The 23,580-nt window shown below is 76.3% G+C and carries 22 protein-coding genes and 1 riboswitch; of the genes, 10 read left to right on the forward strand and 12 right to left on the reverse strand.

The window, feature by feature from the left end:
- Positions 1 to 56: 56 nt before the first annotated feature.
- Both D0Z06_RS10150 and hppD read right to left on the reverse strand, forming a co-directional pair.
- Positions 57 to 1,196: a C40 family peptidase gene (locus D0Z06_RS10150; protein WP_117377381.1), complete on the reverse strand. Its 1,140-nt coding sequence runs from the start codon at positions 1,194 to 1,196 to the stop codon at positions 57 to 59.
- Between the two features lie 65 nt (positions 1,197 to 1,261).
- Positions 1,262 to 1,404: riboswitch (cyclic di-AMP (ydaO/yuaA leader) on the reverse strand.
- Between the two features lie 160 nt (positions 1,405 to 1,564).
- Positions 1,565 to 2,782 carry a 4-hydroxyphenylpyruvate dioxygenase gene (gene hppD / locus D0Z06_RS10155; RefSeq protein WP_117377252.1) on the reverse strand — a complete coding sequence of 406 codons (1,218 nt, stop codon included), beginning with the start codon at positions 2,780 to 2,782 and terminating at the stop codon, positions 1,565 to 1,567.
- 181 nt (positions 2,783 to 2,963) lie between these two features.
- On the opposite strand from hppD, the gene D0Z06_RS10160 reads away from it, so the two are divergent.
- A complete protein-coding gene (locus tag D0Z06_RS10160) occupies positions 2,964 to 3,488 on the forward strand; it encodes an Lrp/AsnC family transcriptional regulator (RefSeq protein ID WP_233517584.1) in 525 nt (174 codons plus the stop codon).
- Here D0Z06_RS10160 and D0Z06_RS10165 read toward each other — a convergent pair.
- Both D0Z06_RS10165 and D0Z06_RS10170 read right to left on the reverse strand, forming a co-directional pair.
- Complete coding sequence (locus D0Z06_RS10165) at positions 3,452 to 4,639, reverse strand: MFS transporter (protein ID WP_233517585.1); 1,188 nt, start codon at positions 4,637 to 4,639, stop codon at positions 3,452 to 3,454. The genes D0Z06_RS10160 and D0Z06_RS10165 overlap by 37 nt on opposite strands.
- Before the next feature lie 84 nt (positions 4,640 to 4,723).
- A complete protein-coding gene (locus tag D0Z06_RS10170) occupies positions 4,724 to 4,945 on the reverse strand; it encodes a hypothetical protein (RefSeq protein ID WP_117377254.1) in 222 nt (73 codons plus the stop codon).
- Between the two features lie 143 nt (positions 4,946 to 5,088).
- Between D0Z06_RS10170 and D0Z06_RS10175 the strand changes: the two genes are divergently transcribed.
- The 3 genes from D0Z06_RS10175 to D0Z06_RS10185 all read left to right on the forward strand — a co-directional run bounded on the left by D0Z06_RS10175 (position 5,089) and on the right by D0Z06_RS10185 (position 7,579).
- Complete coding sequence (locus D0Z06_RS10175; protein WP_117377255.1) at positions 5,089 to 5,613, forward strand: gamma carbonic anhydrase family protein; 525 nt, start codon at positions 5,089 to 5,091, stop codon at positions 5,611 to 5,613.
- Positions 5,614 to 5,766: 153 nt separating this feature from the next.
- Positions 5,767 to 6,795 (forward strand): ATP-dependent 6-phosphofructokinase, encoded by a 1,029-nt coding sequence (locus D0Z06_RS10180; protein ID WP_117377256.1) that lies wholly within the window; start codon positions 5,767 to 5,769, stop codon positions 6,793 to 6,795.
- A gap of 79 nt (positions 6,796 to 6,874) precedes the next feature.
- The gene (locus D0Z06_RS10185) at positions 6,875 to 7,579 is read left to right on the forward strand and encodes a dienelactone hydrolase family protein (protein WP_117377257.1); all 705 of its coding nucleotides are present in this window, start codon (positions 6,875 to 6,877) and stop codon (positions 7,577 to 7,579) included.
- A 3-nt stretch (positions 7,580 to 7,582) separates the two neighbouring features.
- On the opposite strand, the gene D0Z06_RS10190 is transcribed toward D0Z06_RS10185, so the two are convergent.
- The 3 genes from D0Z06_RS10190 to D0Z06_RS10200 form a co-directional block, all read right to left on the reverse strand.
- A complete protein-coding gene (locus tag D0Z06_RS10190; RefSeq protein ID WP_117377258.1) occupies positions 7,583 to 7,954 on the reverse strand; it encodes a hypothetical protein in 372 nt (123 codons plus the stop codon).
- Positions 7,951 to 9,711, reverse strand: coding sequence for an aa3-type cytochrome oxidase subunit I (ctaD, locus tag D0Z06_RS10195; protein ID WP_117377259.1), 1,761 nt, complete (start codon positions 9,709 to 9,711; stop codon positions 7,951 to 7,953). Before ctaD ends, D0Z06_RS10190 begins: the two co-directional genes overlap by 4 nt.
- 217 nt (positions 9,712 to 9,928) lie before the next feature.
- Positions 9,929 to 10,270, reverse strand: coding sequence for a UBP-type zinc finger domain-containing protein (locus tag D0Z06_RS10200; protein ID WP_117377260.1), 342 nt, complete (start codon positions 10,268 to 10,270; stop codon positions 9,929 to 9,931).
- Positions 10,271 to 10,407: 137 nt separating this feature from the next.
- On the opposite strand from D0Z06_RS10200, the gene D0Z06_RS10205 reads away from it, so the two are divergent.
- The 3 genes from D0Z06_RS10205 to D0Z06_RS10215 all read left to right on the forward strand — a co-directional run bounded on the left by D0Z06_RS10205 (position 10,408) and on the right by D0Z06_RS10215 (position 14,081).
- Entirely contained in the window at positions 10,408 to 10,803 is a 396-nt protein-coding gene (locus tag D0Z06_RS10205; protein ID WP_199522243.1) for a thioredoxin family protein, read from the forward strand.
- A gap of 153 nt (positions 10,804 to 10,956) precedes the next feature.
- On the forward strand, positions 10,957 to 12,615 hold the full coding sequence (locus D0Z06_RS10210; protein WP_117377261.1) for an FAD-dependent oxidoreductase: 1,659 nt from the start codon (positions 10,957 to 10,959) through the stop codon (positions 12,613 to 12,615).
- Positions 12,612 to 14,081 (forward strand): ATP-binding protein, encoded by a 1,470-nt coding sequence (locus tag D0Z06_RS10215; protein ID WP_117377262.1) that lies wholly within the window; start codon positions 12,612 to 12,614, stop codon positions 14,079 to 14,081. Before D0Z06_RS10210 ends, D0Z06_RS10215 begins: the two co-directional genes overlap by 4 nt.
- 12 nt (positions 14,082 to 14,093) lie before the next feature.
- Here D0Z06_RS10215 and D0Z06_RS10220 read toward each other — a convergent pair whose 3' ends face one another.
- Positions 14,094 to 14,558, reverse strand: coding sequence for a hypothetical protein (locus D0Z06_RS10220; protein WP_147332010.1), 465 nt, complete (start codon positions 14,556 to 14,558; stop codon positions 14,094 to 14,096).
- A gap of 158 nt (positions 14,559 to 14,716) precedes the next feature.
- Between D0Z06_RS10220 and D0Z06_RS10225 the strand changes: the two genes are divergently transcribed.
- Positions 14,717 to 16,333, forward strand: a complete 1,617-nt coding sequence (locus D0Z06_RS10225; protein WP_233517586.1) for an MFS transporter — start codon at positions 14,717 to 14,719, stop codon at positions 16,331 to 16,333.
- 125 nt (positions 16,334 to 16,458) lie between these two features.
- Here the strand turns inward: D0Z06_RS10225 and D0Z06_RS10230 are convergent, their stop codons facing one another.
- The 4 genes from D0Z06_RS10230 to D0Z06_RS10245 form a co-directional block, all read right to left on the reverse strand.
- The gene (locus D0Z06_RS10230; protein ID WP_117377264.1) at positions 16,459 to 17,637 is read right to left on the reverse strand and encodes an LLM class flavin-dependent oxidoreductase; all 1,179 of its coding nucleotides are present in this window, start codon (positions 17,635 to 17,637) and stop codon (positions 16,459 to 16,461) included.
- Positions 17,638 to 17,703: 66 nt separating this feature from the next.
- Positions 17,704 to 17,997, reverse strand: coding sequence for an anti-sigma factor family protein (locus D0Z06_RS10235; protein ID WP_199522244.1), 294 nt, complete (start codon positions 17,995 to 17,997; stop codon positions 17,704 to 17,706).
- Positions 17,990 to 18,772: an RNA polymerase sigma factor gene (locus tag D0Z06_RS10240; RefSeq protein ID WP_117377265.1), complete on the reverse strand. Its 783-nt coding sequence runs from the start codon at positions 18,770 to 18,772 to the stop codon at positions 17,990 to 17,992. The genes D0Z06_RS10235 and D0Z06_RS10240 overlap by 8 nt, the downstream gene beginning before the upstream one ends.
- A 62-nt stretch (positions 18,773 to 18,834) precedes the next feature.
- Positions 18,835 to 20,679: a glycoside hydrolase family 15 protein gene (locus D0Z06_RS10245; RefSeq protein ID WP_117377266.1), complete on the reverse strand. Its 1,845-nt coding sequence runs from the start codon at positions 20,677 to 20,679 to the stop codon at positions 18,835 to 18,837.
- Positions 20,680 to 20,800: 121 nt separating this feature from the next.
- Between D0Z06_RS10245 and D0Z06_RS10250 the strand changes: the two genes are divergently transcribed.
- Both D0Z06_RS10250 and D0Z06_RS10255 read left to right on the forward strand, forming a co-directional pair.
- Entirely contained in the window at positions 20,801 to 22,192 is a 1,392-nt protein-coding gene (locus D0Z06_RS10250; RefSeq protein WP_117377267.1) for a dihydrolipoyl dehydrogenase family protein, read from the forward strand.
- 13 nt (positions 22,193 to 22,205) lie between these two features.
- Positions 22,206 to 23,438 carry a cation:proton antiporter gene (locus D0Z06_RS10255; RefSeq protein ID WP_117377268.1) on the forward strand — a complete coding sequence of 411 codons (1,233 nt, stop codon included), beginning with the start codon at positions 22,206 to 22,208 and terminating at the stop codon, positions 23,436 to 23,438.
- The last annotated feature ends 142 nt before the right edge of the window (positions 23,439 to 23,580 follow it).

The raw sequence follows: 23,580 nt of genomic DNA on the forward strand, positions 1-23,580 counted from the left end.
CCCGGGCCGCGCCGGTCCCGGGCCGCGCCGGTCCCGGGCCGCTCCGCCGGGCGGGGTCAGGCGACGCGGCGGGCGGAGTTGTAGCCGCCCATCGCGTCCACGGAGGCCACCTTGACCGGCTGCCCGTAGGTGGAGGCGTGCACCATCTGCCCGTTGCCGATGTAGATGCCGACGTGGCTGACCGGGCTGTAGAAGAAGACCAGGTCGCCGGGCTGCAGCGCCGAGCGGGAGACCGGTGTGCCCAGCTGCGACTGCATGCGGCTGGAGTGCGGCAGCGGGACGCCCGCGGCGGCGAAGGCGTACTGCACCAGGCCCGAGCAGTCGAAGGCGTTCGGCCCGGCGGCGGCCCACACGTAGGGGTCGCCGATCTGGGCCATCGCGGTGTCCACCGCCACCTGCGCCGCCCTCCCCGGGGCCGGCGCGGCCGACCCGCCCCCGCCCGACGGGGCCGGCGCCGCCGCCTGCTGCCCGTCGTCCTCCGCGGCCGCCGCCGCGCTGGACTCCGCGGCGGCCGCCTGCTCGGCGGCGTGCCGCTCGGCCGCGGCCTGCGCCGCGGCCTGCTCCTCGGCGGCCAGCCGGTCGTACTCGGCCCGGAACTCGGCGACCTGCCGGTCCAAGTCGGCCTGCTGGGCGCTCACCCGGTCCAGCAGCTGCTGTGCGTCGGCCCGGGTGCGCTCGGCCGCCGCGGCGGCGCGGTCGGCCTCGGCCGCGGCCCGGTCGGCGTCGTGGGCGGCGCGGTCGGCGTCCCGCCCGGCCCGCTCGGCACCGTCGAGCAGGCCGTTGTTGTGGTCGGCGATGGTCTGCAGCGTGCCGACCCGGTCCAGCGCCTCCTCCGGGGAGCCGCTGGACAGCACGGCCGACAGCGGGCCCAGCCGGTCGCCGGTCCAGGCGCCGCGGGCGACGGCCCGCACCCGGTCCCGGGCGTCGGCCAGCGCGGCCCGCGCCGCCGCCACGGCGGCCTGCGCGTCGGCGACCGCGGCCTCGGCCGCGAGGACCCCCGCGGCGGCCTGCTCGGCGGCACCCTGGGCGGCGCGCAGCCGCTCCCGGGCCTCGTTGAACTCCTCGGTGACCACCTCGAGCCGGTGGGCGCGGTCGGCGACCAGGGCCGCGGCCTCGGCGGAGGTGGCCGGGTCGTCGGGGGCGGCGAGCGCCGGCAGGGGGCTGAGGACCAGCCCGCCGGCGGCGAGCAGACCCACCAGGACCCGGGGGGCGGACGGACGGCGGGCAGGGGTGGGCACTCGCGCCATGGCCGGTGGGGCGTCCTCTCTTCCACGGCCGCCTACCGGGTTAGCTGACGGGTTCGGGCGGGAAGGCGCCCGGCCGCCGCGGCCGGTGAGGGCCGAGGCGTGCTTCACCCCAGGACTGCGGTGGGTCCCCGGTCCCCGGTTCCGGCGGCGTGGCCGGCGCCGGGGTTCGGCGGCGTCCGGGCGGTGCCACCAGTCGGTGACGGAACGGCCCGTCCGGACGCGGACACGCTAGAGGTGCGGTCGTTCCGGAACCAACCGCGGGCCCGACACCCCGGGCGGGTCTCACGCTGCGTGACCACGCCGCCCGGTGTGAGCGCTCAGAAGTTGCCGCGCCGCTCCTGCTCCCGCTCGATCGCCTCGAACAGCGCCTTGAAGTTGCCCTTCCCGAAGCCGAGCGAGCCGTGCCGCTCGATGAGCTCGAAGAACACCGTGGGCCGGTCGCCGGTCGGCTTGGTGAAGATCTGCAGCAGGTAGCCGTCCTCGTCGCGGTCGACCAGGATGCCGCGCCGCTGCAGCTCCTCGACCGGGACGCGCACGGTGCCGATGCGGGACCGCAGCTCCGGGTCCTCGTAGTAGGAGTCGGGGGTGGCGAGGAACTCCACGCCCTCGGCGGTCATCGCGTCGACGGTGGCCACGATGTCGTTGGTCGCCAGGGCGACGTGCTGGGCGCCCGGGCCGCCGTAGAACTCCAGGTACTCGTCGATCTGGGACTTCTTCTTGCCCACCGCCGGCTCGTTGAGCGGGAACTTCACCCGGTGGTTGCCGTTGGCGACGACCTTGCTCATCAGGGCCGAGTAGTCGGTGGCGATGTCCTCCCCGATGAACTCGGCCATGTTGGTGAACCCCATGACGCGGTTGTAGAAGTCGACCCAGCGGTCCATCTCGCCGAGCTCCACGTTGCCGACCACGTGGTCGACGGCCTGGAACAGCCGCTTCGGGGCGCCCTCGCGCTTGACGAAGGACGACGTCCGGGCGGTGTAGCCGGGCAGGTAGGGGCCGCTGTAGCGGGAGCGGTCCACCAGCGTGTGCCGGGTGTCGCCGTAGGTGGCGATCGCGGCCAGCCGCACCGTGCCGTGCTCGTCGGAGACGTCGTGCGGCTCCTCGAGCACGATGGCGCCCATGGCGCGGGCGTGGGCGACGCACCGGTCGACGTCGGGCACCGACAGCGCGATGTCGACGATGCCGTCCCCGTGCCGCCGGTGGTGGTCGGCCAGCGGGCTGGCCGGGTCGTAGGCGCCCTGCACCACGAAGCGGGCGGCGCCCGAGCGCAGCACGTAGGCGTGGTGGTCGCGGTTGCCGGTCTCCGGGCCCGAGTAGGCCACCAGCTCCATGCCGAAGGCCGACTGGAAGAAGTGCGCGGTCTGGACCGCGTTGCCGACCACCCACACCAGGGCGTCCCAGCCGCTCACCGGGAAGGGGTCGGTGGAGTCGTCGTGCTCGACGAGGCCGACGAGCTGGCGCAGCTGGTCCGTGCTCAGCTCGGCCAGCCGCTCCTGGTCGTTGAGCGTGTCGTTCAGGGTGCCGTCGAGACTCATGGGGTCCTCCGTCCGGTCGGCGCGGTGCTCGGTCCGGTACCCAGGACACCTCCCCGTCGCGCAGGTGTGCAAGATGGATGGACCGAGCTGGCCAACCCGCCCAGTTCGGCGGGCCCCGGGCGGGCCGGGCTGTCCGGTCTGCACACGTGCCCGCGACCACGCAGGACGACGGAGGACCGCGGTGGCCGACCTCGACGCGCTCGACCTGGCGGTGCTCGCCGCCCTCACCGAGCAGCCCCGGGCGGGGGTGCTGGAGCTGTCCCGCCGGCTGGGCGTGGCCCGCGCGACGGTGCAGGCCCGGCTGCGGCGGCTGGAGGGGACCGGCGTGGTCGCCGGGTACGGCCCCGACATCGACCTGGCGGCCGCGGGCTACGCCGTCCAGGCCTTCGTGACCCTGGAGATCGCGCAGGGCGCGCTCGACGAGGTGGCCGCCGACCTGCGGGCGATCCCCGGGGTGCTCGAGGCGCACGCCACCACCGGCGCCGGGGACGTGCTGTGCCGGATCGCCGCCGCGTCGCACGCCGCCCTGCAGGAGACGCTGGTGCAGCTCGGCCGCTCGCCGTGCGTGGTCCGCTCGACCAGCGTCGTGGCCCTCTCGGAGCTCGTGCCCCGCCGGGCGCTGCCGCTGCTCACCGCGGGCGGCCCGCGCGGGGCGAGCCGGTCGCCGGCCTACCGGGACGGCGGGCCGGCGGCGTCCCGCGGCTGACGGGGCAGCGCCAGGGCCCCGACCAGCCCCAGCGCCAGGACGGCGGTGCTCAGCGCGAACGCCGCCTGGAACGAGACCACGTCGGTCAGCCACCCGGCCGCCAGCGGCCCGACGATCGCGCCCAGGTCGGCCGACATCTGGAAGACGGCGACCACCCGGCCGCCGCGCGCGGGGCTGACGTCGCCGACCAGCGCGGCCGGCACGCTGGCCAGCAGGGCCGCCCCCAGCCCGAAGACCGCCATCGAGGCGAGGAAGGCCCACAGCGCGGGCGGCAGCACGAGCACGGCCATCGAGCCGGTCGCCAGCGCCGCGCCGAGCACCAGCGACGGGCGCCGGCCCCAGGTGTCGGCCAGCCGGCCGGCCCGCAGCAGCGCCAGGGCCTGTGCCAGGGACCCGGCCAGCAGCCCGGCGCCGGCCCAGGCCACGGTCCGGCCGAGCTCCTCGGTGACGTACAGGGGCACCAGGGAGTTGCGCACCCCGAAGAGCACCCAGCCGACCCCGAGGTTGGCCGCGAGCGCGGCCAGGTAGAGCCGCGAGCGCAGGGCCCGGGCCAGCGGCAGGGGGTCGGCGGTCGCCGCGGCGCCGGCCGCCCCGTCCCCGTCGCCGCCGGGGGCCGCGCGCAGGAACAGCATGCTGACCGCGCCGGCCACCAGGAGGAACCCGGCGTAGAGCAGGAAGGGCAGGCGCGGGGAGAGCTCGGCGAGCAGCCCGCCGGCGGCCGGCCCGGCGATCCCGCCGAGGATGAAGCCGCCCTGCCAGGTGGCCGCGGCCCGGCCGCGCTGGTCCGGCGGCGCGACCCGCAGCAGGAGCGACAGCGCCGAGACGGTGAACATCGCGCTGCCCACCCCGCCGGCCGCCCGCAGCGCCAGGAACAGGGGGAAGGAGCCGGCCAGCCCGGCCGCGCCGGTGGTGAGCGCGACCGTGACCAGCCCGGTGGCCAGCACGGTCCGCTCGCCGAAGCGCTCGACCAGGCTGCCGCCGCCGAAGGCGGAGACGAAGCGGAAGAAGGCGAAGGCGCTGACCGCCAGGCCGACCGCGGTCGTGCCCACCCCGAACGAGCGGGCGAACAGCGGGATGGCCGGCGCGACGATGCCGAACCCGAGGGCGACCACGAAGGCCACCACCGCCAGGACGCCGACCTCGCGGGGCATTCCCCCGGGACCCCGCTGCTGCACGGGCACGGATCGTCGCACGCGGTCGCCGCACCGCCCGACCGGGCGTCCGGCCGGCGCGGCTCAGCGCGGCGGGGCGACCTCCCGCACCGGCGCCTGCCACGGCACGCCGAGCTCGTCCCGGTGCGCGTAGAGCGCCTCCCGGTCGGGCAGCGGGTGGCGCGCCGGGCACAGCAGCGTGCCCACCTCGCCGACGTAGACCGGGTGCGGGCGGGCCGGCACCTCGTAGCGGCCGGCCCGCTGCACCAGTCGCTGCCCGCACTCCGGGCAGTGGAGGTTGTGCACTGAATGGATCCACACGGCTACCACGCGTCGACCCTGACGGCCCCGCCCGCCGGGATCCAGCCCGGGGGGCGGGTGCAACGGACCGTCATCCGATCGCAAAGGCGCCCGTCCGGTCCCCGGCGGGCGCCCCCTAGGCTGCCCCGGTGCCGCTGTTCAGCTTCGAGGGCCGGTCCCCGCAGGTGCACCCGGAGGCGTGGGTCGCCCCCACCGCGACGCTCGTCGGCGACGTCGTCGTCGAGGCCGGGGCCTCCGTCTGGTACGGCGCCGTGCTGCGCGCCGACTTCGGCCGGATCGTGGTCCGGGCCGGGGCGAACGTGCAGGACAACTCGGTGCTGCACGGCGGCGACGACCCGGTCACCGAGATCGGTCCCGGCGCCACGGTCGGGCACATGTGCGTCGTCCACGGCGCGGTGGTCGGCGCCGAGGCGCTGGTCGGCAACGGGGCCACCGTGCAGGACGGCGCCCGGATCGGCCGGCGGGCCCTCGTCGGCGCGCACAGCCTCGTCCCGCCCGGCGCGGAGGTGCCCGACGGGACGGTGGCGCTCGGGGCGCCGGCCCGGGTGCGCGGCCCGCTGACCGAGGGCGCGGCCCGCTGGGTGGACGGCAACCCCGCCATCTACCAGGAGCTGGCGCGCCGGCACGCCGCCGGGGCCACCGAGGTCGGCTGACCGCCGCGGGGAGGCAGCCGTCCCGGGGGAGCCGGGGCGGGTGGGCCGGCCGCACCGTGAGATGCGCGACGCACCACCCGGACGGGCGCGTCGTCATGTCGTCATGACGTATGGTCGCGGAGACCCGGCCCCACACATCCCGAGGAGCAGCCGGTGCGCATCGGCATCCTGACCGGCGGCGGCGACTGCCCCGGCCTCAACGCCGTCATCCGGTCCGTCGTCCGCAGCTCGACGGCTCACTACGGCAGCGAGGTCGTGGGCTTCCGCGACGGCTGGCGCGGCCTGCTGGAGAACCGGACGACGCCGCTGGACGTCGCCGCCGTGGACGGCCTGCTCACCCGCGGGGGGACGACGCTCGGCTCGGCGCGGGTCGCCCCGCAGCGGCTGCGCGACGAGCTGCCCGGGATGAAGGCCGTGCTGGCCCGGCACGGCATCGACGTGCTGATCCCGATCGGCGGGGAGGGCACGCTCACCGCCGCCCACCTGCTCTCCTCGGCCGGGGTCCCGGTCGTCGGCATCCCGAAGACGATCGACAACGACATCGACTGCACCGACCTCACCTTCGGCTTCGACACCGCCGTGAGCATCGCCACCGACCTCATCGACCGGCTGCACACCACCGCCGAGTCCCACCAGCGGGTGCTGCTGGTCGAGGTGATGGGCCGGCACGCCGGCTGGATCGCCCTGCACGCCGGCCTGGCCTCCGGGGCCCACCTGACCCTGGTGCCCGAGGAGCCCTTCGACGTCGCCGAGGTCGCCGAGGTGGTCGAGGAGCGCTTCGCCCGCGGGGACAGCCACGTGATCGGCGTCGTCGCCGAGGGGGCGCACCCGCTGCCCGGCACGATGCTCGTGCGGGACGGCGGCGTGGACGAGTACGGCCACCGGCGGTTCACCGGCGTGGCCCAGCAGCTGGGGGAGGAGCTGGAGCGGCGCACCGGCAAGGAGGTGCGGACCACCGTCCTCGGGCACGTGCAGCGCGGCGGCACCCCGACGTCCTTCGACCGGGTGCTGGCCACCCGCTTCGGCCTGCACGCGACGATCGCCGCCCACGAGGGCCGGCACGGGCAGATGGTCGCGCTGCGCGGGACCGAGATCGAGCTGGTGCCGCTGGCCGACGCGGTCGCCCGGCTGAAGACCGTGACGCCGTCCCGGCTGGCCGAGACCGGCGCCTTCACCGGCTGAGCCCCACCGGCCGACCTGCCGCCGGCGGCCCGCGGGGCTAGCGTCCGGGGCGAGCGACCGGCGAGGCGAGGAGGCCCGCGTGCCCGAGACGGCCATCCCGGGCGGGGCCAGCGCCCCGCGGCTGCGCGCCCACCTGGCGGTGCCCCCGGTCGGGGAGGGCCCCTGGCCCGGTGTCGTGGTCGTGCACGAGGTGTTCGGGCTGACCGACGACGTGCGCGAGCACGCCGACCGGCTGGCCGCGGCCGGCTACCTCGCCGTCGCCCCGGACCTGCTCTCCGCCGGCGGGTTCCGCTGCCTGCGGCGCGTGTTCGCCGACCTGTCCCGGCAGGAGGGCCCGGCCTTCGGGGACCTCGAGGCCGCCCGCTCCTGGCTGGCCGGCCGGGAGGACTGCACCGGCCGGGTCGGCGTGCTCGGCTTCTGCCTGGGCGGCGGATTCGCGCTCCTGGCCGCCACGCGCGGCTTCGACGTCGCCGCACCCCACTACGGTCCGCTGCCCGACGACCCGGCCGCGGTCCTGGCCGGTGCCTGCCCGGTGGTGGCGAGCTACGGGCGACGGGACCCGGCGCTCCGGGGGGCCGCCGCGCGGGTCGAGGCGGCGCTGACCGAGCACGGGGTGCCGCACGACGTCCGCGAGTACCCGGACGCCGGGCACTCGTTCATGAACCGGTACGACGCCGGCCCGCTCACCGTCCTGGCCCGTCTCGCCGGGGTGGGCTACCACCACGCGTCGGCCGAGGACGCCTGGGGGCGCGTGCTGCGGTTCCTGGACCGGCACCTGCGCTGAAGGTCACCCGCCGCCCGGTGGCCGCTCCCGCGGGACGTCGTCCCCCCGCCGGGCCCCGGCCACGAGCAGGGGGACGCCGAGGACGAGCACGGCCAGCAGCGCGACCGCCCGGGGGCCCAGCGCGAAGGCGAGGGCGACGGCCGCGATCCACCCGGTGACCACCGCGGCCAGCATCCGGCGGCAGCGGTCGCGGACCAGCCGCTGGCCCGCACGCCGGAAGGACGGGTCGTCGCGCTCGAGGTCGTCCCGCAGCGCGGCGAGCACCTCGTCGTCGGCCGGCCGGGGTGCCGGGAGCCGGCCGGCGCGAGGAGCCTCCACCGGTCGCGGCGCCGGCCGGGCGGCGCCGGCCGGGCGCACCCGCCGGCCGGTCCTCACGTCGGGTCCGGGTCCTCGGAGCCGCTGCGCCTGCCCGAGGTCAGCCCCAGCTCGCTGACCCCGCCGACGGGCTCGTGCCGCCCCCCGGTGTGCCGCTCGGCCTCGAGCCGGTCGAGCAGGTGCGGGTGGTGGGCCTCGAACGCCGGGCGCTCGGAGCGGATCCGCGGGATCTCGGTGAAGTTGTGCCGCGGCGGCGGCGACGAGGTCGCCCACTCCAGCGAGTTGCCGTGGCCCCAGGGGTCGTCGCGCAGGGCGAGCGGACCGTTGCGCCAGGACTTCCAGACGTTGTAGAGGAACGGGATGATCGAGGCCCCGAGCACGAAGCTGAAGATCGTGGAGATCGTGTTCAGCGTCGTGAACCCGTCGGTGGGCAGGTAGTTCACGTAGCGGCGTGGGTAGCCCTCGTTGCCCAGCCAGTGCTGGACCAGGAACGTGCCGTGGAAGCCGACGAAGACCATCCAGAACTGCAGCTTGCCCAGCCGCTCGTCCATCATCCGGCCGCACATCTTCGGGAACCAGAAGTACATGCCGGCGTAGGCGGCGAAGACCACGGTGCCGAAGACCACGTAGTGGAAGTGCGCGACGACGAAGTACGTGTCGTTGAGGTGCCAGTCCAGCGGCGGGGAGGCCAGCAGCACGCCGGTCAGGCCGCCGAGCAGGAAGGTGACCAGGAAGCCGAGGGAGAAGAGCATCGGCGTCTCGAAGGTCAGCTGACCCCGCCACATGGTGCCGATCCAGTTGAAGAACTTGATGCCGGTCGGCACCGCGATCAGGTAGGTCAGGAACGCGAAGAACGGCAGCAGCACCGCGCCGGTGGCGTACATGTGGTGCGCCCACACGGTGATGGAGAGGAAACCGATCAGCAGCGTCGCCCCGACCATGCCCTTGTAGCCGAACAGCGGCTTGCGGCTGAACACCGGGATGACCTCGGTGATGATGCCGAAGAACGGCAGCGCGATGATGTAGACCTCGGGGTGCCCGAAGAACCAGAACAGGTGCTGCCACAGCATCGGCCCGGCCATCTCGGCCGAGTAGACCATCGCGCCCAGCTGCCGCTCGGCCAGCAGGGCGAAGAGCGCCGCGGTGAGGATCGGGAAGGCGAAGAGCACGAGCAGGCTGGTGACCAGGGTGTTCCAGCAGAAGATCGGCATCCGGAACATCGTCATGCCCGGCGCCCGCAGGCAGATGATCGTGGTGATGAAGTTGACGCCGCCGAGGATGGTGCCCAGGCCGGAGACGGCCAGGCCGGCGATCCACAGGTCCCCACCGGGGCCGGGCGAGTGCACCACGGTCGACAGCGGGGTGTAGGCGTACCAGCCGAAGTCGGCGGCGCCGCCGGGGGTGAAGAACCCGGCCACGGCGAGCGTGCTGCCGAAGAGGAACAGCCAGTAGGAGAAGGCGTTCAGCCGCGGGAACGCCACGTCGGGCGAGCCGATCTGCAGCGGCATGATGAGGTTGCCGAAGGCGAAGAACAGCGGCGTGGCGAAGAACAGCAGCATCACCGTGCCGTGCATGGTGAACAGCTGGTTGTACTGCTCGGGCGAGAGGAACTGCAGCCCCGGCTGGGCGATCTCCCCGCGGATCAGCATGGCCATGAGGCCGCCGATCACGAACCAGAAGAACGAGGTGGCCAGGTACATCAGGCCGATGGTCTTGTGGTCGGTGGTCCGCAGCAGGTTCGACAGCCGCCCGCCCTTGGCGGCCGGCTGGGCGCCGGCCGGTCGGCTGACGATCGGCCGGGGCGCGATGGCGGTCACGCGGCACGCTCCCCGGTGCGGGCCGGGCGGGGACGGGTCATGGTTCCCCCAGCTGCTCGGCCGCCCGGCGGTCGGCCGTGCTGCGCCGGTCCACCGGTTCGGCGGTGCACCCGCCCGGGGGTCCGGGCGGTACCCCCATCATGGACCTGACCCCGGGAGAGGCAAGCGGGGATCGCGCGCCAGTTCGGCCCGAGCGGGGATCCGTCGCGGGCGGGGGTCAGTGCAGGCGGGAGCGCCAGTCGGCGGGGACCCGCCCGGCCGGGCCCGGCGCGGGCTGGTCGGTCGGCCGGGACCGGGGCGGGGCCAGCTCCGGGCCGCGGACCGCCCGCTCGGCGGAGAAGTCCCAGAACCAGGCCTCGCCGGGCTCGAAGCTGCGGACGACCGGGTGCCCGGCCTCGGCCGCGTGCGCCCGGGCGTGCCGGGACGGCGAGGAGTCGCAGCAGCCGACGTGCCCGCACGTCGCGCACCGGCGCAGGTGGAACCACCACCCGCCGAGCTCCTCGCACTCCACGCACCCGGTGCCGCTCGGCGGCACGGAAGGGTCGATCGCTGCGGTCATCGCCGGCCTCCGTCGTGGGTCCGCCGCCCACCGTAGGGACGCCGGGGCCCCACCGGAAGGTGCCGCCGGTCCGCGGCCCGGGTCGACGCGGGCGCCGCGGGGGCGTTCGATGGGGGCAGGTCACCAGGAGGGGAGCCGTGGGGGTCGGTCACCGGGAGGGGCGCATGGGCACCGTCGCGCTGGGCGCGCAGGACTTCGCGGCGACCGTCGGGCGGCCGGGCATCGTGCTGGTCGACTTCCGCACCGAGCTGTCCGGCTCCAGCCGGGCCTTCGCGACCGTCTTCGACGCCGCCGCGCACCGGCACCCCGACCTGGTGTTCGCCACGGTCGACACCGAGGCCGAGGCCGACCTCACCGCGCGGGTCGGGGTCCGGGCCGCCCCGACGCTCATGGTCTTCCGCGACGGCGTGACCGTCTTCGCCGAGCCGGGGTGGCTGCCCGGGGACTCGGTGGACCTGCTCATCGCCACCGTCCGCAGCCTGGACATGGACGCGGTGCGGGCCCAGTTCCCGGAGCCGGTCACCGGCCCCTGACCGCGGGCGGCCCCGCGGGTCTGTCGGCGGGCCGTGCCCGGGGCTAGCGTGGCCGTCGCCGCGGCCGACGCCGTCCGCGGGCCGTCAGCCCCCGGGCCGCCCGCACGGCCCGGCTTGCCGCCCGGAGCACCCGGCGGTGCGACAGGAGGACCCATGCCCAAGCCGGTGCTGCTCAGCGTGGACGACGACCCCGGCGTCTCCCGCTCGGTCGCCCGTGACCTGCGCCGCCGGTACGGCGAGGAGTTCCGCGTGCTGCGCGCCTCCTCCGGCACCGAGGCGCTCGACGCGCTGCGCGAGCTGACCCTGCGCGGCGACCCGGTGGCGGCGCTGCTGGCCGACTACCGCATGCCGGGGATGGACGGCATCGAGTTCCTCGAGCAGGCGATGGACCTGATGCCGCGCGCCCGGCGCGCGCTGCTCACCGCCTACGCCGACACCGACGCGGCCATCGCCGCGATCAACGTGGTCGACGTCGACCACTACCTGCTCAAGCCGTGGGACCCGCCCGAGGAGAAGCTGTACCCGGTCCTCGACGCGATGATCGACACGTGGCGGTCGACCCCGGATGCCGCGGCGGACGGCGTGAAGCTGGTCGGGCACCGCTGGTCGGCGCCGTCGGCCCGCGCCCGCGACCTGCTGGCCCGCAACGCCGTCCCGTACCGCTGGTACAGCGTGGAGGAGCCCGAGGGCCGGCGGCTGCTCGAGGCGGCCGGCGCCGGCCCGGAGCAGCTCCCGGTCGTGGTCACCCCGGACGCCCGCGTGCTCGTGGCCCCCAGCGAGGCCGAGCTCGCCGCGGTGGCCGGGCTCGCGGTCGACCCCCGCGAGCAGTTCTACGACCTGGTGGTCGTCGGGGGTGGCCCGGCGGGGCTCGGGGCGGCGGTGTACGGGGCCTCGGAGGGGCTGCGCACCGTGCTCGTGGAGCGCGAGGCGACCGGCGGGCAGGCCGGGCAGAGCAGCCGGATCGAGAACTACCTCGGCTTCCCCGACGGCGTCTCCGGCGGGCAGCTCGCCGACCGCGCCCGCCGGCAGGCGGTCAAGTTCGGCGCCGAGCTGCTGCTGGCCCGCGACGTGGTGTCGCTGGAGGCGCACGGGCCCAAGCGGGTGCTGCAGCTCGACGACGGCCGGCGGATCGGCGCGCACGCCGTCGTGCTCGCCACCGGCGTCTCCTACCGCAGCCTGGGGGTGCCCGGGGTCGACGACCTCACCGGCCGGGGGGTCTTCTACGGCTCGGCGATGACCGAGGCCGCCGAGTGCGCCGACCGCGACGTCCTCATCGTCGGCGGGGCCAACTCGGCCGGCCAGGCGGCGGTCTTCTTCTCGCGGTACGCCCGGTCGGTGTGCCTGCTCGTGCGCGGCCCCTCGCTGGAGGCCTCCATGTCGGCGTACCTGGTCGACCAGCTCGCCGCGCTGCCCACCGTGTCGGTGCGGACCTGCACCACGGTGGCCGCCGTGCACGGCGACGGGCACCTGGAGGCGGTCACGCTCGCCGACGGCACCACGGGCGAGCGCGAGACCGTCCCCGCCGGCCACCTGTTCGTCTTCATCGGCGGGGCACCGCGCACCGGGTGGCTCGACGGCACCGTCGTCCGCGACGAGCGCGGTTTCGTGCCCACCGGCCCGGCCCTGGTGACCGGCGGCCGGCGCCCGCCGGGCTGGACGCCCGACCGGGACCCCTACCTGCTGGAGTCCAGCCTCCCGGGGGTGTTCGTCGCCGGGGACGTGCGGGCCGAGTCGGTCAAGCGGGTCGCCTCGGCGGTCGGCGAGGGCGCGATGGCCGTCACCCTCGTGCACCGGTACCTGGGGGAGACGTGAGCACCGCCGAGCGCGGCCTGGCGCCGGCCGAGCTGCGCGAGCTGTTCCTCTTCGCCGACCTCGACGACGAGCAGCTGGACTGGGTCGCCGCGCACGCCGACGTCGTCGGGTACGACGAGGGGGCGGAGATCTCGACCGAGGGCGGCCCGGCCGAGTGCTTCCACGTGCTCCTCGACGGGACCATCAGCATGGTCCGGACCGTGGGCGGCACCGAGGTCGAGACCGTGCGCTCGTCCCAGCGCGGCGTCTACTCGGGGGCGGTGCAGTTCTACGTCGGCGACCGGATCGAGCAGGTCTACCCGGCCACGGTGCGGGCGGTCACCGACGTCCGGGTGCTCGCGCTGCCGGCGGCCGGCTTCGCCGAGGTGTTCCGGCAGTGGTACCCGATGGCGGTGCACCTGCTGGAGGGGCTGTTCTTCGGGCAGCGCAACCTCGCCGAGCTGGTGACCCAGCGGGAACGCCTGCTGGCCCTGGGCAAGCTGTCGGCGGGGCTGACCCACGAGCTGAACAACCCCGCCGCCGCCGCGTCCCGGGCGGCGGCGGCGCTGCGCGAGCGGGTGGCGGGCATGCGGCACAAGCTCGCGCTGCTGTCGGAGGGCCGGCTCGACGGCGCTGTGATGCGCGCCCTCACCGCGCTGCAGGAGGACCTCGTGGCCCGCGTCGCCGACGCGCCCGAGCTCACCGCGCTGGAGCGCTCCGACCGGGAGGACGAGCTCGCCGACTGGATCACCGACCACGGCGTGGGCGGGGCCTGGGAGCTCGCGGCGGTCTTCGTGCCCGCCGGCCTCGGCCCCGACGACCTCGACCGGGTGGCCGGCGCGGTCGCCGCGGACTCCCTGGAGCCGGCGCTGCGGTGGCTGTCCTACACCGTGGAGACCGAGTCGCTGCTGGTGGAGATCATCGAGAGCACGGCGCGGATCTCGAACCTGGTGGACGCCGCCAAGCAGTACTCGCAGGTCGACCGGGCGCCGCACCAGCCCACCGACCTGCACGCGGGGCTGGACGCCACCCTCGTCGTCCTCGGCGCGAAGATCCCGCCCGGCGTCACCGTGGTGAAGGAGTACGACCGCTCGCTGCCGGCCGTGCCGGCGTTCGCCGCCGAGCTCAACCAGGTGTGGACCAACCTGGTGGTCAACGCCCTCGACGCCATGGCGGGCGACGACATGGCGGGGGACGGCGGGGACGGCACCGGCACGCTGACCCTGCGCACCGGCCGGGACGGCGACTGCGCGCTGGTCGAGGTGGTCGACACCGGCCCCGGCGTGCCCGAGGAGCTGCGCCGGCGGGTGTTCGAACCGTTCTTCACCACCAAGCCCTTCGGCAAGGGCACCGGGCTGGGGCTGGACTACGCCTACCGGACCGTGGTCAGCCGGCACGGGGGTGACCTCCGGCTGCGCTCGCGGCCGGGCGAGACCCGTTTCCAGGTGCTGCTGCCGCTGGCCGAGCGGCCGGGCGCCGGGGGCTGACCGCCCGGCGGGTCAGTCGCCCGCCAGGGCCAGCAGGACGCCGATGGTGAGCCCGACGGTGGTGTGCCCGACCACGCCGCGGGCGTGGCTGACCAGGGGGTAGTCGGTCATCGTCGGCAGGGCCGTCCCCTCGTCGACCACCGCCCAGGCGGCGGCGCCCACGGTGAGCCCGGCGGCGACCGGGTGCAGCCCGCGCCGGGCCAGCAGCGCGGCCAGCACCCCGTAGGTGGTGCCGAAGGTCCGGTGCACGGCGAGGCCCACCCGGCCGGCGGTCGCGTCGTCGAGGTCGCGACCGGCGACCGCCCCCAGCTGGTGGCCGAGCTGGACGAGGGTGCCACCCGGCGCGATCTCGTCCTCCCGCTTGCGGGAGTCCTCGCTCTGGCGGGCGTGGAAGACGCCGGTGACGGCGTCCATGGTGCGGCTGGCGACGTAGCCGGCCAGCGCGCCGGTGACGAGGGTGCGGCGCAGCGGTGCCATGGGGTCCTCCCGGGAGGCCGAGAGCGGGCGGGTGCCCGGAGCCTCCCGCCGCCCCGACCCGGTCCGGTAGTGCCGGAGGTCATCGGGCACGGGGTGCAGGACCGGGCCGGGCGGGTAGCCACCGGGAGCTCACCGCCCCTGCACGTCTGGAGACGCCCGTGACGGCTCGGCCGCCCACCCGCGACGCACCCGGCGAGGCCGACCCGGACACCGACCAGCCCGACCCCCGCCGCTGGCGGGCGCTGTCGGTCACCCTCGTCGCCGGGTTCATGAGCCTGCTCGACGTCAGCATCGTCTCGGTGGCGCTGCCCTCGCTGCAGGCGGACCTCGCGGCCTCGCCGGCCACCGTGCAGTGGGTCGTCTCCGGGTACGCGCTGACCTTCGCGCTGGTGCTGGTGACCGCCGGCCGGCTCGGGGACGCCTTCGGCCGCCGGCGGATGTTCCTCGTCGGGCTGGCGCTGTTCGTGCTGTGCAGCGCGGCGGCCGGCGCCGCCCCCACCGTGGGGCTGCTCGTCGCCGCGCGCCTGGCGCAGGGGGTGGCGGCCGGGTGCCTCGCCCCGCAGAACTCCGGCCTGATCCAGCAGCTGTTCCGCGGTGGCGAGCGCGGCCGCGCGTTCGGCCTGTTCGGGGCCACCGTGGGCCTGTCCACCGCGATCGGGCCGGTGCTCGGCGGGCTCATCCTCGGGCTCGCCGGCGGCCCGGGCGGCTGGCGGTGGATCTTCTACGTCAACGTGCCGATCGGCGTGGTGGCCTTCGTGCTGGCCTGGCGGCTGCTGCCCCGCGGCGGCACCGGCCGGCCGGGCCGGGTGGACGGCGGCGGCGTGCTGCTGCTCGGGGCCGGCGCGCTGGCCCTGCTGCTGCCGCTGGTCCAGGCGGAGTCCGGGGGGCTGGGTCGCCTGTGGTGGCTGTTCCCGGTCGGCGGGGCCGTGCTGGCCGGGTTCGTCGCCTGGGAGCGCCGGGTGGTCGCCCGCGGCGGTGAGCCGGTGTTCGACCCGCGGCTGGTGACCCGGACCCGCGGCTACGGCATCGGCGCGGCGCTGGCCACCGCCTACTTCGTCGGCTTCAGCGGCATCTGGCTGGTCTTCGCGCTGTTCTTCCAGACCGGCCTGGGGTTCACCCCGCTGCAGTCCGGCCTGGCCGTCACCCCGTTCGCGCTGGGCTCCGCGGTCGCGGCGGTGGTGGCCGGCCGGCTGGTCGAGCGGTTCGGGCGGTGGCTGACCGTGCTGGGGCTCACCGGCGTCCTGGCCGGGCTCGGCGCGGTCGTGGCGGTGCTGCTCGTCGTGCCCGAGGGGGCGGTGGGCTGGGCGGTCCTCCCCGCGCTGCTCCTCGCGGGCCTGGGCGGCGGGATGGTCATCTCGCCCAACATCACCATGACGCTGCGCGAGGTGCCGGTGCGGCTGGCCGGCTCGGCCGGGGGCGGCCTGCAGACCGCCCAGCGGTTCGGCGGCGCCATCGGCACGGCGGCCCTGCCGGGGCTCTACTACGTGGTGCTCGCCGCCAGCGGGGAGGACCACCCGACCGCGGCGGCCGCCGGGCTGGCCGCGGCGCTCGTCGGCGTGGCCGTCGCGCTCGCGCTCGGGGTCGCCGACCTGCGGCGCGGGGCGGGCGGCGGCGACGATCACGACGACGATCACGACGGCGGGGGCGAGCGAGACGGCGGGGGCGAGCGAGACGGGGAGGGCGGCGGCGAGCGCGCCGGGGCGGGGGACCGGCGCCGGTCGGGGACGCCCGGCCACGACCACCTGCACGCCCACGGCCACGCGGCCCACGGCTGACCGGCGTCCGGCTGCCGCGCGCGGTGGTCCTCGACTCCTCGCGGGTCGGGTGGCGGGTCGGGTGGCGGGTCGGGTGGCGGGTCGGGTGGCGGGCCGGGGCGCGGTACGCCCCGGCCCGCCGACGCTCACGCCTGGCCGGCCTTCTCCTTCTCGTACCGCTCGGTCATCGTGGCCACCGCCTGCATCTGGGCGGCGGCGTAGTCCTCCCGCTTGCCCATCGCCCACTCCTTGGCGTCCAGCGTCCGCTGCGCGTGGGACACGTCCCCGCCCTGGAAGTGCGGCATGACGTGCTGGGCGATGAGCTCCCAGGAGCGCTTGGTGGCCTGCGGGTTCGCCCACTCGTGGCCCAGCAGCAGCATGGCGCCGAAACCGCCGGACTGGTCCCACAGCCGCTGCACCTGGGCCCGGGCGTCCTCGACCGTGCCGATCGCGCCGATGCCGGCCTCGTTGATGAAGTCGATCATCTCCTTGGCGTCGCCGCCCTCGACCGCCATCTGCGGGAACGCGGCGGTCTTCTGGAAGTACCGGAACCACGTCTCGATGCCGTGCTGGACGTCGGCGTAGGCCTGCTCGCGGGTCTCGGCCACGTGCATGAGCCCGACCAGGCGCCAGTCGCGGCGGGAGACGGTCTGCCCGAAGTGGGCGGCCCGCTCCTCGACCACGTTCCAGTGGTGGGCGAGGGCGTCGAAGCCGTCCTTGGTCAGGGTCGCCCCGATCGAGAGCAGCCCGACCCCGTGCCGGCCGGCCATCCGCGGCCCGGTCGGGGAGGCGACCGCGGCGACGGCGATCTCGAAGCAGGGCTGGGTGTAGGGCCGCAGGTGCAGCCGTGCGTCGACCAGCTCGTGCGTGCGGGTCTTCGCGGTGACCGTCTCGCCGCGCAGCAGCCGCATGATGATGTCGAGGTCGACCTCGAGCAGCTCGCGGGTGTCGGTCGGGGTGAGCCCCAGCATCATCGAGTCGGTGGGCAGCGACCCGGGACCGCAGCCGAGCATGGCCCGCCCGCGGGTGAGGTGGTCGAGCAGGACCATGCGCTCGGCCACCCACAGCGGGTTGTGGTAGGCGATCGAGGTGACGCCGGTGCCGAGCTTGATGTGCCGCGTCCGCTCGGCGGCCGCGGCGATGAAGATCTCCGGCGAGGCGATGATCTCCGTGCCCGCCGAGTGGTGCTCCCCGATCCAGGCCTCGTCGTAGCCCAGCCGGTCGAGGTGCTCGACCAGCTCCAGATCGCGCTGCAGGGCCAGCGTGGGGTTCTCCCCGGCGGGGTGGAACGGGGCGAGGAACGTGCCGAAGCGCAGCCTGTCCATGTGCTCTCCTCGGAAGGGGACCTGGGTCCCGCGAACGTAACCGAGGTCACACCCCGAGCGGGAGTCTCAGGGCCCCGGCGACGGCGGGTGCAGGCGGCCGAACAGGCCGAGCAGCTGGTCGCGCACCGGCTCCGGCAGCGTCGGCGGCGGCAGCTGCGCCAGCGCGGCCGTGGTGGCGCGCACCTGCGCCAGGTACTCCACGCACGGGTCGCACAGCGCCAGGTGCGCGACGACGGCCCGCTCCACCGCCGGGGGCAGCGCGCCCTCGAGGTGCTCGGTGACGAGCTCGACGAACTCCTGGCAGGCCACCTCGAGGACGGCGTCGCCCCCGGACCCGTCGACGCGCCGCGGTTCACCCACCGCCGTCTCCTTCCGTGCGGCCCCGGTAGAGCCCTTCCAGGCGGGCCCGGAGCCGGGCCCGCCCCCGGTGCAGCAGGATGCGCTGGTTGCCGGGGGTGAGGGCCAGCCGGGCGCACACCTCGTCCGAGGAGAGCCCGAGCACGTCCCGCAGCTCGACCACCGCGCGCTGCCGCGGGGGCAGCTCGTCGAGGGCGGCGCGCAGCTCGCGGCGCACCTCGGCGGCCACGGCGGCGTCCTCGGGCGGGGGCTCCCAGGCGACCGGTGCGCCGGCGTCGGTCCAGTGCCGCGGCCATCGGTCACCGGCGCCGCGGAAGCGGGCCGGGTCGACCGTCGGCCCGCCACCGTCCCCCTCGCCGTCCCCCGGGAAGGCCGACGACCACGGCAGCGTGCGGGCCTCCCGGCGGCCGCGGGTGCGCGCCAGGTTCTCGAGGATGCGGAACGCCCAGGTGCGCAGCGAGGAGCGGCCCTCGAAGCGGTCGAGCTGGCGGACCACCGCCAGCCAGGTCTCCTGCACGACCTCCTCGGCCGACGCCCGGGACGAGACGTGCAGCATCGCCACCCGCAGCATGACCGGGGACCACGTGTCGACGAGCTCGGCGAAGGCCCGCTGGTCCCCCGCGCGGAGCCGGGCCAGCAGCCCGGCCTGGTCGTCGCTGCCCCCGGGGCGGGCGGCGGCGACCGCCACCGTGACGGGCGGGGCGGCCGCCCGGCGGGCTCCCGGGCCCGGCGGGTCGGGCTCGGGTGGCGCCGGGCGCGGCTGGGGCGGCTCGGTCATGCGCGGCCTCCACGCGGTCGGCCGGGAGGGCCGCCCCAGGATGGTGGCCGCGCCGCCCGGTGTCACCGGCCGTTGGTCCCGCGCCGCGCCCGCTCGGCCTGGTCGATCGCCCACGCGGCGTTGACCAGGCCGATGTGGCTGAACGCCTGCGGGACGTTGCCCAGCAGCTCACCGGTGGTGGCGTCGACCTCCTCGGCCAGCAGGCCGAGGTCGCTGACGTACCCGGCCGCCCGGGCGAAGACCTCCCGTGCCCGCTCGACCTGGCCCGACATCGCCAGCGCCTGGGCCAGCCAGAAGGTGCACAGCAGGAAGGTGCCCTCCTCCCCGGCCAGCCCGTCGACGCCGTCGTCCGTGCGGTAGCGGTAGACCAGCCCGCGCTCGTCGGTCAGCCGGTCGGCGACCGCGTCGATCGTGGCCAGCACCCGCGGGTCGTCGGCGGGCAGGAACCCGACGATCGGCATCATCAGGTTCGAGGCGTCCAGGGCGGTGGTGCCCGGGTACTGGGTGAAGGCCTGCGCCTGCTCGGACCAGCCCTGCTCGAGCACCACCGCGGCGATCTCGTCGCGGGCCCGCTTCCAGCCGTCGACCCGGTCCTCGGCGTCCAGCACCGCGGCCAGCGACACGGCCCGGTCGAGGGCGACCCAGCACATCACCTTGGAGTAGAGGAAGTGCTGCGGCTCCCCGCGCACCTCCCAGATGCCCTGGTCGCGGTCGCGCCAGCGGACGGCGGCGGCGTCGGCGCAGGCCACCAGGAACCGGCGGGTGTCCTCGTCGAGGGAGGGGAGCTGGTCGGCCAGCCGGGCGGCCGCGCCGAGCAGCTCGCCGTACACGTCGACCTGCCGCTGGTCCCAGGCGCCGTTGCCCACGCGGACCGGCCGGCTGTCCCGCCAGCCGCGGAGGTGGCGCAGGGTGCGCTCGGTCAGGTCGTGCTCCCCGCCGACGCCGAACATGATCTGCAGCGACTGCTCGGGCCCCACCCCGCCGGCGCCCGCGGTGGTCATGAACGCGAAGAAGTCCTCGGCCTCGTCCGGGCAGGCGGCCACCCACAGCGCCTCCATGGTGAAGCTGGCATCGCGCACCCAGGCGTAGCGGTAGTCCCAGTTGCGCTCGCCGCCGACCCCTTCCGGCAGCGAGGTGGTGGCCGCGGCGACGACCGCCCCGCTCGGCTGGTAGGACAGCCCCTGCAGCACCCGGCCGCTGGTGTGCACGAGGTCGGCCCACGGCCCGTCGTAGGCCTGGTGCAGGTCGCACCAGGACTCCCAGGCGGCGAGGGTGCGGTCGAGCAGGGCCGCGAGGTCCTCCTGCGCCCAGACGTGCGCGGGGACGGCGTCGCCCAGGGTGCTGCGCTGCAGCGCCAGGTGGACGACGTCGCCGGCCCGCAGCCGCAGCCGGGCACGGGCCCGGCCGTCGGCGACGCGGACGTCGCCGGGCAGCGTGAGCACCAGCCAGTCGGCGCCGCCCCGGGCGGTCACCCCGCCGTCGACGTGCGACAGCAGCGGGACGACGAGGCCGTACTCGGGCCGCGGCCGGTAGTCGACGTCCACCTCGACCTCGCCGTCGGTGCACGCCAGCCGGCGGACCAGCACATGCGGCACGTCCCGGCCGAGGCGGTGCCCGCCGTTGTCGGGGCCGAGGCCGAGGGCGTCGGTGAGGACCAGGGTGCCCCCGGCGGTGCTGAAGGTCGTCTGCAGGGCCAGCGAGCGCCCGGCGTACCGGCGGCTCGAGCGCCACCCGGCGGTCGGGTGCACCGACCAGTGGCCGGCGTCGTCGTCGAGCAGCCGGCCGAACACCGATGCGCTGTCGAAGCGCGGGAAGCACAGCCACTCGACCGAGCCCGCGCGGTCGACGAGCGCGCTGGAGTGCCGGTCGGAGAGGAAGGCGTGGTCGGCGATGGGCGTGGAGCTCATGGGGGTCTCCCGGGGCGGACGGCGCTGGTGTGCCCCCTGTCCCGCCGGCGCCGCCGGCCGTTACGCGTAACACCCGCGCCGGCCGCCGTGACCAGGGGCCACCGAACGCGAGGAGGTCCCGATGTCCGCTGCGGTGCAGGAGGTCGACGTCGTCGTGGTGGGCGGCGGCCCCGCCGGGGAGGTGGTGGCCGGCCGGTGCGCCGACCACGGCCTGTCCACGGTGCTGGTCGAGCGCGAGCTGGTCGGCGGCGAGTGCTCGTACTGGGGGTGCATCCCGAGCAAGACGCTGCTGCGGCCGGGCGACGTCCTGGCCGCGGCCCGCCGGGTCCCCGGGGCCGCGGCCGCGGTGGCCGGACCGGTCGACGTCCCCGCCGCGCTGGCCCGCCGGGACCTCATGACCGCGCGCTGGGACGACGCCGGGCAGCAGCGCTGGCTGGCCGGGCACGGCGTCCGGCTGGTGCGCGGCACCGGCCGGCTGGCCGGGCCGCGGCGGGTGGCCGTGGCGGGCGGGCCGGTGCTGGTATCGCGGCGGGCGGTCGTGCTCGCGACCGGCAGCAGCGCCGTCCTGCCCCCGGTGCCCGGGCTGGCCGAGGTGCGGCCGTGGGACAACCGGGCCGCCACGGCGGCCAAGGAGGTGCCCGCGCGGCTGCTGGTGATGGGCGGGGGCGCGGTCGGTCTGGAGCTGGCCCAGGCGTTCCGCCGGCTCGGCTCGGCCGAGGTCACGGTCGTGGAGGGCACGCCCCGGCTGCTGCCGCGCGAGGAGCCGTTCGCCGGGGAGCAGGTGCTGGCCGCGCTGACCCGCGAGGGCGTCGCCGTGCGCCTGGGCACGCTCGTGGCGTCCGTCGCGCGGGCCGGCTCCGACGGCCCGGTGACCGCGACGCTCTCCGACGGGACGGCGGTGACCGCCGACGAGCTGCTGGTCGCGGTCGGCCGCCGGCCGGCGACCGCGGACGTCGGGCTGGGGACGGTGGGCCTGGCCCCCGGTCGCCCGGTCGAGGTGGACGACCGGATGCGCGCCACCGGCGTGCCGGAGGGCTGGCTGTACGCGATCGGCGACTGCACCGGCCGGGCCGCGTTCACGCACATGGGCAAGTACCAGGCGCGGGTCGCCGCCTCCGCGCTCACCGGCGGTGACCTCACCGACCGGGCCGGCCGCGACGCCGTACCCCGGGTCACCTTCACCGACCCGCAGGTCTGCGCGGTCGGGCTGACCGCCGCGGCGGCCGGCGACCGCGGGCTCGCGGTCCGGGTCGTCGACGTGGCCACCGGCGAGGTGCCCGGCGCCTACGTCCTGGGGGACGGCGCCGAGGGCACCACCCGCCTCGTCGTCGACGCCGACCGCGGCGTCCTCGTGGGCGCCACGATCACCGGCAGCGGCGTGCAGGAGCTCCTGCACTCGGCCACCGTCGCCGTGGCCTGCCGGGTGCCGCTGGGCGAGCTGCGGCACGCCGTCCCCCCGTTCCCGACCGTCTCGGAGGTGTGGCTGCACGCCCTCGAGGCGCTCGGCGTCTGACCGGAGGCCCGCCGTGCCCGACGTGTCGTTCACCAACCTGCTCGTCGTCACCGCGGTGGCGGCCCTCGTGCCGCTGGCGCTCGGCTGGGCGCCCCGGCTGCGGGTGCCCGCCGTCGTCCTGGAGATCGTCGCCGGGGTGGTGCTGGGGCCCTCGGTGCTGGGCTGGGTCGAGGTCGACCTGCCGGTCGCCGTCCTGTCCGTCACCGGCCTGGCCTTCCTGCTGCTGCTCGCGGGCCTTGAGATCGACCTGCGCGGGGTGCGGGGGCAGGCCCTCGGTCCGGCCGGCGCCGGCTACCTGCTCAGCGCCGGGCTCGCCCTGGTGGTGGGCCTCGGCGCCGGCGCGCTCGGCTGGACGGCCAGCCCGCTGTTCCTCGCCGTGGCGCTGACCGCCACCGCGCTGGGGCTGGTCGTCCCCGTCCTCAAGGACGCCGGGCAGGTGGCCTCCCCGGTCGGTCAGGCGACCATCGCCGGGGCGTCGGTCGCCGACTTCTCCGCCATCGTCCTGCTGACCCTGCTCTTCTCGACCTCGGGGGGCGGGGCGGGGGCCACGGCGGCCGTGCTCGTCGGCTTCGGCGTGCTGGTGGCGGTGCTCGCGGTCGCGCTCGGCCGGGCCGGCATGTCGATGCGCCTGGGTGAGGTGCTGGTACGGCTGCAGGACACGACGGCGGAGATCCGGGTGCGGCTGGTCGTCGTGCTGCTGTTCGCCTTCGTCGTCCTCGCCGAGCGGGTCGGGTTCGAGCTGCTGCTCGGCGCCTTCCTGGCCGGCGCGCTGGTCGGCGTCCTCGACCGCGACTCGGCGAGCCACCCGCACTTCCGCGTCAAGCTGGAGGCGATCGGGTTCGGCTTCCTGATCCCGGTGTTCTTCGTCAGCAGCGGGGTGCGGCTGGACCTGCGCGGCCTGCTCGAGGAGCCGTCGGCGCTGCTGCGGGTGCCGGTGTTCCTCGCCGTGCTGCTCCTGGTGCGCGGCGTGCCGGCGCTGCTGCACGCGCGGACCCTGGGGCGGCGCGGTGCCGCCGCCGTCGGGCTGCTGCAGGCCACCTCGCTGCCGTTCCTGGTGACCGCGGTGCAGATCGGGGAGGCCACCGGCCGGCTGGACCCGGTGACCGGCGCGGCGCTGGTCTGCGCCGGGCTGCTCTCGGTGCTGGTCTACCCGGCGCTGGCCCTCGGCCTGCTGGGGCGGACGTCGTCGCCCGAGGCCACCGCCGAGCCGGGGGCGCGGCGCGCGGTGGAGATGCAGTTCCGCTGAGCCGGCGGGCGGCTCGACCCGGCCGGTGCAGACGGCGGGACCGCCGGGTGGGCATTCCTCCGGACCACCGGACGTCTCCGCGGGAACGCGGGCAAGGCCCCGGCCCCGACGACCTCGACCTCCCCGGGCTCCTCGACGTCAT

The sequence above is a fragment of the Geodermatophilus marinus genome, assembly GCF_003428645.1.
Lineage (GTDB): Bacteria > Actinomycetota > Actinomycetes > Mycobacteriales > Geodermatophilaceae > Geodermatophilus.